This is a genomic window from Streptomyces sp. NPDC024632 (genome assembly GCF_055559175.1).
The window spans coordinates 1-8,763 of record NZ_JBVHLD010000027.1 but is presented as its reverse complement, the minus strand read 5'-3'; the positions used below and the strand labels follow the sequence as shown (position 1 = coordinate 8,763).

Genomic DNA, 8,763 nt, shown 5'->3' with positions numbered 1-8,763 from the left:
AGGCAGCCCCCCCCCCCCCCCCCCCCCCCCCCCCCCCCCCCCCCCCCCCCCCCCCCCCCCCCCCCCCCCCCCCCCCCCCGGGCCTCGTTTCACGGTTCGAACGGCGCGATCCGGAGGACGGCGCGGCTTAGAACAGGTAGTTGTACGTGTTCCAGCCGCCGCCGATCTTCACGCGGGCCGCGAACGGGGCGCCGGCGTTGCCGGTGCCCTTGTACAGCCACAGGACACCCGACGTGTCGCGGGCGATCAGGTCGTTGCGACCGTCACCGCTGGTGTCGCCCAGGCTGAGGATCTTGTTGTAGGTGTTCCACCCACCGCCGATCTTCGTCCGCGCGGCGAACGGCGCGTCGATGTTGCCGGTGCCCTTGTAGAGCCAGAGCGCACCGCTGCTGTCGCGGGCCACGATGTCGGGCTTGCCGTCACCGGTGAGGTCACCGCGGCCGGCGATCTGGTTGTAGGTGTTCCACCCGCCGCCGACCTTGCGCTTCTTGGCGAACGTGCCGTCCGCGTAGGACAGGTAGAGCCACAGCACGCCGCTGCTGTCACGGGCGAGCAGGTCCGGGTTGGCGGCGCCGCCGACGTTGCCCGGCGTCACGAAGGCGTTGTAGACGTTCCAGCCGGTGCCGATCACGGTGCCCTCGTCGGGCGAGGCCGCCGAGAAGATCCGGAGCGTGCCGCCGAACCGCGCGTAGACGTTCACATGCGTGTCGTTGCCCGAGTTGTTCTTGAAGAACGCGTTGGCGCTGCCCATCCCGTAGCCGGTCTGGGTGCGGGAGCCGAAGCCGTTCGCCTTCGGCGGGTAGCTCCAGATCCGGCCGCTGGAGTCGCGGCCGTCGATGCCGAACGACCAGATCTTGTCGTCCTGCGCGGCGTTCGTGGAGAACGTCGAGACGCCGGGTGCGGCGGTGTGGCTCTGCGCGTCCTTGACGGTGGTGAGCGCGGGCGAGCCGCCCTCGGCGCTGGCGGCGACGGAGGCGCCCAGCACCATGGCGAGCGTGCCCGCCGTCACCGCGGCGGCCCTGGCCTTCATTCCCCGTCCGGTCCGCCGGTTTTTCTGCGTTTTCACGTAGTGGTCCCCCTCAGTGAAATGTCCCTGCTCCGTACGGATCACTCCGCACGGGAGCCCCTGACGCTACCTCCTTCGCCCCCCGGCTCTCTCATGGGCAGGTCATGGGTCCGTCACAGTTTCGATACCGTCAAGGGCATCTGGAACAACAGGACATGACGGGACGGGGGGGGGGGGGGGGGGGGGGGGGGGGGGGGGGGGGGGGGGGGGGGGGGGGGAAAAGGGGGGGGGGGGGGGGGGGGGGGGGGGGGGGGGGGCCCCCCCCCCCCCCCCCTCCGCCGTGAGACCGCTTCAACTGGCTTAGTACACCGGCTTGTCGGGCTCGATCGTGTTGACCCAGCCGATCACGCCGCCGCCGACGTGCACGGCGTCGGAGAAGCCCGCGGACTTCAGGACGGCGAGGACCTCCGCGGAGCGCACACCGGTCTTGCAGTGCAGGACGATCCGCTTGTCCTGCGGCAGATGCTCCAGGGCGCTGCCCATCAGGAACTCGTTCTTCGGGATGAGCTTCGCGCCGGGGATGGAGACGATCTCGTACTCGTTCGGCTCGCGGACATCGATGACCTCGATGTTCTCGCCGTCGTCCATCCACTCCTTGAGCTGCTTGGGAGTGATGGTCGAGCCGAGCGCGGCCTCCTGGGCCTCCTCGGACACGACGCCGCAGAACGCCTCGTAGTCGATCAGCTCGGTGACGGTCGGGTTCTCGCCGCAGACCGCGCAGTCCGGGTCCTTGCGGACCTTCACCGTGCGGTACGTCATCTCCAGGGCGTCGTAGATCATCAGGCGGCCGAGCAGCGGCTCACCGATACCCGCGAGCAGCTTGATGGCCTCGGTGACCTGGATCGAGCCGATGGACGCGCACAGCACGCCGAGGACGCCGCCCTCGGCGCAGGAGGGGACCATGCCGGGGGGCGGGGGCTCCGGGTAGAGGCAGCGGTAGCAGGGGCCGTGCTCGGACCAGAAGACCGATGCCTGGCCGTCGAAGCGGTAGATGGAGCCCCAGACGTAGGGCTTGCCCAGCAGCACGCACGCGTCGTTGACCAGGTAGCGGGTCGCGAAGTTGTCCGTGCCGTCGACGATCAGGTCGTACTGGGAGAAGATCTCCATCACGTTCTCGGCTTCGAGCCGCTCTTCGTGCAGGACGACGTTCACGTACGGGTTGATGCCCTTGACGGAGTCGCGGGCGGATTCGGCCTTCGAGCGGCCGATGTCGGCCTGGCTGTGGATGATCTGACGCTGGAGGTTCGACTCGTCGACCTCGTCGAATTCGACGATGCCGAGCGTGCCGACGCCCGCGGCGGCCAGGTACATCAGGGCCGGAGAGCCGAGCCCGCCGGCGCCGACACACAGCACCTTGGCGTTCTTCAGCCGCTTCTGGCCGTCCATTCCCACGTCGGGGATGATCAGATGGCGCGAATACCTGCGGACCTCGTCAACGGAGAGCTCGGCGGCCGGCTCGACCAGGGGTGGCAGCGACACAGGGACCTCAGCAATACGGTTGGTCGGTCATCAGTCAGTACGTGCGGTACGTGCTGTCCCTGCAACACTGCCACGCCGGTCTTCATTCCAAGACACCCGGTCCGAGGACCGAGACGGAATCGGCTCACATCCCGGTCACGTCCCGGTCACGCTCCGGCCGCGCTCCCCCCGCGCCCTGGCCGTGCCCGGTCCGAGGGGCCGCCGCGCCGGTGCTACGTGCTCGGCGACGGCTGTTTGCGCAGCATACGGACGGCTTCGTGCCAGTATCCGGCCAGGCCCGCCCACGGGTCGGCGCCGTCCCGGTCCGTGCGGTCGGTGAGGCACACCGTGGACGCGCCCTGCCAGCGGGCGATCCGCAGGGCGGTGTCCAGATGGGACCTGGGCAGGCCGTGCACCAGGTGCACGAAGCGTTCCGGCGGGTACGCGGCCGTCCACTCCGGCGCCTCCGACCAGCGGTAACTGGTCCAGGGGCCGCAGAAGGTGACGAGCTGGTCGGCCAGTTCGGCGTATCCGGGCCACGGGTGCTCGCCGTGGCCGAGGACGATCTGGCCGCCGCCGCTCTCCGGCAGGCGCGAGGCGGCGGCTCCCGCGCTCCCGCTGGCCCCGCTGCCCCTTCTGCCTCTGCTGTCCCCGCTGTCCACGGCGTCCTCGTTGCCCTCCGTGCCCCCGGTGTCCTCGTCGTCCGCGTGCAGCAGTGCCCGCAGCGTGGTCACCACCCGGCGGCACTCGGCGGCGTCGGCGCGGCCGGTCGGGGCGCGGTCCAGGTAGAAGCCGTCGACCCGGTACCAGTCCAGGTAGTGGGAGGCGTCGGCGAGCAGGTCGCCGAAGGGCCGGGTGCCGTTGCGGCAGTCCAGCAGTCCGAGGACCGGGACGCCGTTCTCACGGACGCGGCCGACGACCTCTCCGTACAGCGGGTCGGGCCGCGTACCGGGGCCGCGGGCCACGTCGAAGGCGGCCCAGTGCAGCGGCGCCCCCGGCCGGGCCAGTTCGGCCCATTCGGTGGGGGCGACGAGCGGGTGCGCGAACGCCGGGACGCCGAAGCCCATCGCGTCCCGGCCCGCGCCCGCACGGCGGCGCAGTCCCGTGCCCCACTGGTGCGGTCGCGTCAGACGCGACATGCCGCCTCCATCCACACATCGGCCAGGGACTCCTCCAGGCCGATCCGGGGCCGCCAGCCGAGCCGGTCCCTGGCGGTACGGACGTCGGCCTGCTGCCAGCCGCCGCAGCCGTCGGGGTACGGGGGCGGCCCGGCGGAGGCGGGCGTCTCGTCCAGTTCGTGCAGCGAGCCCTCGTAGCCCGCCACGTGGGCGAGGGCCGCGGCCATCTCACGCATCCGGACGGCTCGGCCGCTGCCGATGTTCACCACGCCCTGTGCGGCGGACAGCGACGCGGCGTGCACGGCGCGGGCCACGTCGCGGGCGTCGATGAAGTCGCGCTGGACGCCGAGGCCGCCGAGTTTCAGCTCGCCGTCGCCGTTCTGCATCGCGCGGCGCAAGGTCTCGGCGACCCGGCCGAGCGGGGCCCCGGTCGGGGTGCCGGGGCCGACCGGGCTGAACACCCGCAGCACCACCGCGTCGAGACCTGAGCTGAGGACCAGCTCGGTCGCGGCGAGCTTGCTGACGCCGTACGGGCCGCCGGGGCGCGGCACCGCGTCCTCGCCGGTGGACGCGCCCTGCGGCGAGGGCCCGTACTCGGAGCCGCAGCCGAGCTGGACGAGCCGGGCGTCGACCTGGCTGCGGCGCATCGCCTCGCAGACGGTGGCGACGGCGACGGTGTTCTGCCGGGTCAGCTCGCGGGCGCCGCCCCTGGTCGTACCGGCGCAGTTGATCACGACTCCGGGGTGCACGGCGTCCAGGAACCTGGCGAGGACGCCGGGCGCGCCGCTCGCCAGGTCGAAGCGGACGTCCGCGTCGTCGCTCCTGCCGAGCGCGGTGAGCTGGACGGCGGGGTCGGCGAGGAGCCGCTCCGCGACATGCCGGCCGAGGAAGCCGTCGGCTCCGAGCAGCAGCACTCTCATCGCGTGCCTCCGAGTGCCTGCGCCGAGTGTCCCGTCGTGCGCCCGCGGGGCGGAAGGCCGTCCTCGCGGACGAGGAGGGGGCGTGCCCGGCGTCGGGCCGCGGTCGGGGTCGGGGCGGTTCGGTACCTGGTCAAGGGGTGTTCTCCTGGTCGTTCGTTCTGCTGAGGTCAGGGGTGGTGGCGCGGCGGCGGCCGGTGCGCGGAGGCACGGGGCAGCACGCGGAACGCCTGCGCGGTCAGCACGAGTGCGGCGGCGCCGCAGATGACGGCTTGCGCGGTGGCGGGGGCAGGGCCGAGGTGCAGGGGTGTCGCGGCGAGGGTCAGCGCCTCGGCGGCGCAGGCCGCTTCGAGACCGGCCGCCGCGTGGCCGGGGAAGCCGTGCACGGACAGTAGGCGCGCGGCGAAGAGCAGCAGGCCGAGGGCGGCCGGTCCGGCCAGTGGCGCGGAGCCCGCGACGGCGGTGGCCGTGTCGAGCAGGGCGATCAGCGCGACGGCGTACGCGGCGAGGGCCGCGGCCAGGCGGGGGCGTACGGCGTCGGCGAAGTCCGACAGGCCGTGGCTGGGGGCGAGTTGGGCCCTGGAGCGGACGGCGAGCCAGTGCGCGCAGTACGCGGCGGGCAGCAGGGCGAAGGTGAGCGCCGCGAGGGTGGCGGCGCCGGCGGTGCGGCCGGTGGCGTGCCCCGCGTACAGCGCGTAGCCGAGCAGACCGTACGTCCATACGGCGGCGCCCGCGCCGCGCTCGACCCGCAGCGGTCCGATCCGTACGGCGGCCCACGCGACGACGGCGACGAACGCCAGCAGCGGCAGCCGTACGCTTCCGGGGGCTCCGGCCGCCAGCGCGCACACCGCGCCCGGCACCGCCTGCGCGGCCCCGGTCCGCCAGCGCGGCAGGGCCCGTTCCCGCTCCCCCGGCGCCGCCTCCAGTCGGCGTACCGCCCTCGGGACCCGCGCGTACAGCTCCTCCGCGAGCCCGAAGACGTCCCGGTGCCGCAGGCGTCGCGCGGCTCCGTCCGTCACGCCGTGGGCTTCCAGCCCGGCCGCGATCTCCCACTCGTCCACGGCTCCCGCGATCAGCGCCTCGTGCCGGTGCATCACTCCCCGTACGGGGTCGGCGGGCCCCCTGCGCCGCGGCTCGTCCGCGGCGCCCGGCCGCGCCCCCGCCCGAAAGTCCGCCACCCGCCCGCCGGCCTGCGGCCCGCCCCGCGCGGCCCGTCGCCCGCCGTCGATCCCCACCAACCGCCCTCCGGGCCGCGCCTCCCCACCCGCCCCCGCCCCAGCACCGCGTAGCCCCGCACCCTCGGCGTCCAAGCCGACCGGTACCGGCCCGCGCCGCTCGCGAGCGGGGCCGCCAGGCAAGGCCAAGTCCCCGTCCAGGACCGGCACTTCGAGTACGGAAGCGTTTGCGCCCGCGCGCGCCGAATCCCCCTCCGCCTCGGGGCCCTCGGCAACACGGAAGCCCGCGCCTGAGCGCAACCCGCCGTCAGCGTCCAGGCCGCCCGGTACCGAACCGTCCCGCTCGCGAGCGGAGCCGCCAGGCAGGGCCAAGTCCCCGTCCACGACGGGCGCTTCGGATACGGAAACGTTCGCGCCCGGGCGGGTCTCGGACCGCATGAGGCCCGCACGGCTCACGGTTGCGGCACCATCCGGGTCCGCGAGGCGGGCGTCAGGCAAGCCGTGCGCCCCGTCATCACCCGGGTTCGTCGGTCGGGGCTCGGGCCGCCGCGCCGAATCCGCGTGGGCCTGCGGCTCGTCGGTGACGCGGGGGCCCGCGCCTGAGCGGGGCTCGCGCTGCTCGCGAGCGGGTTCGCCAAGCACCGCCAAGTCCCGGTCCGCGACGGGCACTTCGGATGCGGAAGCGTCCGGACTCGATGGCGCGGCGGCGGGTGGGGAGGCGGCTCCGGACGAATCTGTGCGGGTCAGGGCGGCTGGGCACGGCTGGGCGGCGGTCTTGGGCGCGGCGGCGGGCGGTTGCGCGTCGTCCGCGACGACGGTCCGGGACCGTACGCGCGACGGGTCGCCGTCCGGGGGGGCCGGACGCAGCTCGGCCGGGTGCTCGTCGGTGTCCGGGTTCCGCGCCGGGAGGCGGGAGGCGCCGAAGAGGGCCGTGACCGTCTCGTCGAGGGAGTGGGGGGTGGCCTCGTCGTCGTAGGCGTCTATGTCTATGGCGGTGGGGTCGTCGGGGTCGTGGGGCGGGAGCCGCAGGGGTGAGGCGGGCGGGGCGGCCTGGGCGGTGAGGCGGGTGAGTAAGGCGTGGGCGGGGGTCGGCGTGGTCATGAGGGGGAGCCTCCGGAGGCGGACGGGGCACCTACGGGTTCGGGGGTGCGGGACCAGGCGGGGTGGGCGGGGGTGGGGGCCAGGCGGGCCGGGACGTGCGACTCGGCGGGGGCCGTGAACGGCCGCGGATCGCCCGCCGCGTCGAGCAGCGGCTCGCGCCGCACGGGATGGTGCGCGACCACGTCGAGATAGCTCTCGCGGAAGGCGTCCACGCACCGGGTGACGGTGAAGAGCGCGAGCGCCCGCTCCCGGGCCGCCGCCCCGAGCCGCGACGCCCGCTCGGGCCCGCGCAGCAGATCGACGACGGCGTCCGCCAGCGCCTTGGGGTTGCGCGGCGGCACGACGAGCCCGGTGCCGCCGATGACCTCGCGGACGGCCCCCACGTCGGTGGACACGGTGGGCCGCCCGCAGAACATCGCCTCGACCAGGCTCAGCGGAAAGCCTTCCGCGCTGCTGGAGAGCACCACGACGTCGCCCGCGGCGTACGCGTCGGCGAGTTCGGGCGCGCCGGGCGACCCGATCTCCTCGAAGCTGACGGGACTCTCACCGACGGCGTTGGCGTCGGCGGCCTCGTAGGGGAAGAGCTGCGCGGCGAGCGTCCGGCAGTGCCCGAGGTAGGAGGCCGCGCGTTCGTCGGCGGCGCGCAGCCGCAGGTAGAAGATCCGCAGCCGCGCCCGCGGCTCGTCCGCGCGTATCGCGCGGAAGGCGTGCAGCAGCGCGATGAGGTCCTTCGCCGGATCGATCCTGCCGACCCAGGCGAGCGTGGGGTCGGCGTGCGCGGCGGGCGCGGTGGCCTCGGCCTCGGCGGCCTCGCCCGCGAGGGCGAAGCGCGCCGCGTCGATCCCCGGATGGATGGTCCGCATCCGGTCGCGCGGCGCCCCGCACCGCTCCTGCCAGCGCCGCACATGCGTGGAGCCGGGCGTGACGAGCGCGGCCTGCCGGTAGCTCTCCCCGGCGAGCAGCCGGTGGTAGTCGCCGAGCACCACCCGTACGGCTCCGGCCAGTCCGGCCGCGCGGTTCCCGAGCAGCGCCTCCCGTACCCGCACGGTGTACTCGGTGACGATGAGCGGCGTTCCGCAGAACCGTTTGGCCAGAAGGCCGGGCAAGGCCGCCGGGCCCCCGGAGACGGCGTGGCAGACATCGACGGCGCCCAGTTCGCTCGACCCGTACCAGGGCGCGGACAGCGGCCTGAGCTGGCGTTCCAACAGTTCGGCGACGGCGAGGAGTTCGGTGACGACGATGTCGCCGAGCACGGGACGCACGCCGGGGGCGCGGCACGCCGACTCCAGGGCGGCGAGCGCGTCCTCGCCGCGCAACAGGTCGGGCAGGCCGCCGTGTTCTGCGGCGACCTCGGCGAGGCCGTACAGCCCGGAGGCGAAACGGTCCGCCCGGTCGGCGGAGCCGAGCCCGGCGCCGCCGGCCAGCGCCGCGACCAGGTCGCGGTAGTGGGTGAGGAAGTCGGCGCGTCTGGCGCGTCTGGCCGCCCGGCCGCCGCCGCACGTCGGCGCGAGGGCGGCGGCCGGGGGCTCCCCCCAGAGGCGTTCCGCGCGGAACCGCCGTACGTGCGACGGCACTTCGACGCGGCCCCCCGCCTCCGTCCGCGGTGACCGGCTGAGCGCGTACACGTCGAATTCGTGGTGCGCGAGACCGCGGACGAGCCGGTCGCACCACGCACCCCCTTCACCTCGCGCGTACGGGTAACCACCCTCGGTGAGCAATGCGATACGCACGTGTACGCCCCCTTTCTCCCTGGCTCGGCCACAACGGAATGTCGGCCGGGTGGCGCCCACGGGACCTGCGTCCGCCCGGCGCGAAGACGTTATTCCGGTACGGCGGTGGGGGGGGGGGGGGGGGGGGGGGGGGGGGGGGGGGGGGGGGGGGGGGGGGGGGGGGGGGGGGGGGGGGGGGGGGGGGGGGGGGGGGGGGGG

At 74.6% G+C, this 8,763-nt stretch carries 6 protein-coding genes; all 6 read right to left on the bottom strand.

Annotated elements, in window-relative coordinates; genetic code table 11:
- Window positions 1–127 precede the first annotated feature (127 nt).
- Window positions 128–1,030 carry an FG-GAP repeat domain-containing protein gene (locus ACZ37P_RS36760; RefSeq protein ID WP_355348651.1) on the bottom strand — a complete coding sequence of 301 codons (903 nt, stop codon included), beginning with the start codon at window positions 1,028–1,030 and terminating at the stop codon, window positions 128–130.
- Window positions 1,031–1,366: 336 nt separating this feature from the next.
- Window positions 1,367–2,545: an adenylyltransferase/sulfurtransferase MoeZ gene (gene moeZ / locus ACZ37P_RS36755; RefSeq protein WP_355348647.1), complete on the bottom strand. Its 1,179-nt coding sequence runs from the start codon at window positions 2,543–2,545 to the stop codon at window positions 1,367–1,369.
- Between the two features lie 212 nt (window positions 2,546–2,757).
- On the bottom strand, window positions 2,758–3,591 hold the full coding sequence (locus tag ACZ37P_RS36750; protein ID WP_467350884.1) for a spherulation-specific family 4 protein: 834 nt from the start codon (window positions 3,589–3,591) through the stop codon (window positions 2,758–2,760).
- Between the two features lie 59 nt (window positions 3,592–3,650).
- The gene (locus ACZ37P_RS36745) at window positions 3,651–4,562 is read right to left on the bottom strand and encodes an NAD-dependent epimerase/dehydratase family protein (protein WP_188283310.1); all 912 of its coding nucleotides are present in this window, start codon (window positions 4,560–4,562) and stop codon (window positions 3,651–3,653) included.
- A 167-nt stretch (window positions 4,563–4,729) separates the two neighbouring features.
- Entirely contained in the window at window positions 4,730–5,653 is a 924-nt protein-coding gene (locus ACZ37P_RS36740; RefSeq protein ID WP_467350818.1) for a hypothetical protein, read from the bottom strand.
- Between the two features lie 1,178 nt (window positions 5,654–6,831).
- Window positions 6,832–8,565 carry a DUF3492 domain-containing protein gene (locus ACZ37P_RS36735; protein WP_355348641.1) on the bottom strand — a complete coding sequence of 578 codons (1,734 nt, stop codon included), beginning with the start codon at window positions 8,563–8,565 and terminating at the stop codon, window positions 6,832–6,834.
- Window positions 8,566–8,763: the final 198 nt, after the last annotated feature.

Excerpts from the sequence above, each read along its gene's own strand:
- ACZ37P_RS36760 (WP_355348651.1), bottom strand. The coding sequence starts at position 1,030 with ATGAAGGCCAGGGCCGCCGCGGTGACGGCGGGCACGCTCGCCATGGTG.
- ACZ37P_RS36750 (WP_467350884.1), bottom strand. The coding sequence starts at position 3,591 with ATGGGCTTCGGCGTCCCGGCGTTCGCGCACCCGCTCGTCGCCCCCACC.
- ACZ37P_RS36745 (WP_188283310.1), bottom strand. The coding sequence starts at position 4,562 with ATGAGAGTGCTGCTGCTCGGAGCCGACGGCTTCCTCGGCCGGCATGTC.
- ACZ37P_RS36740 (WP_467350818.1), bottom strand. The coding sequence starts at position 5,653 with ATGCACCGGCACGAGGCGCTGATCGCGGGAGCCGTGGACGAGTGGGAG.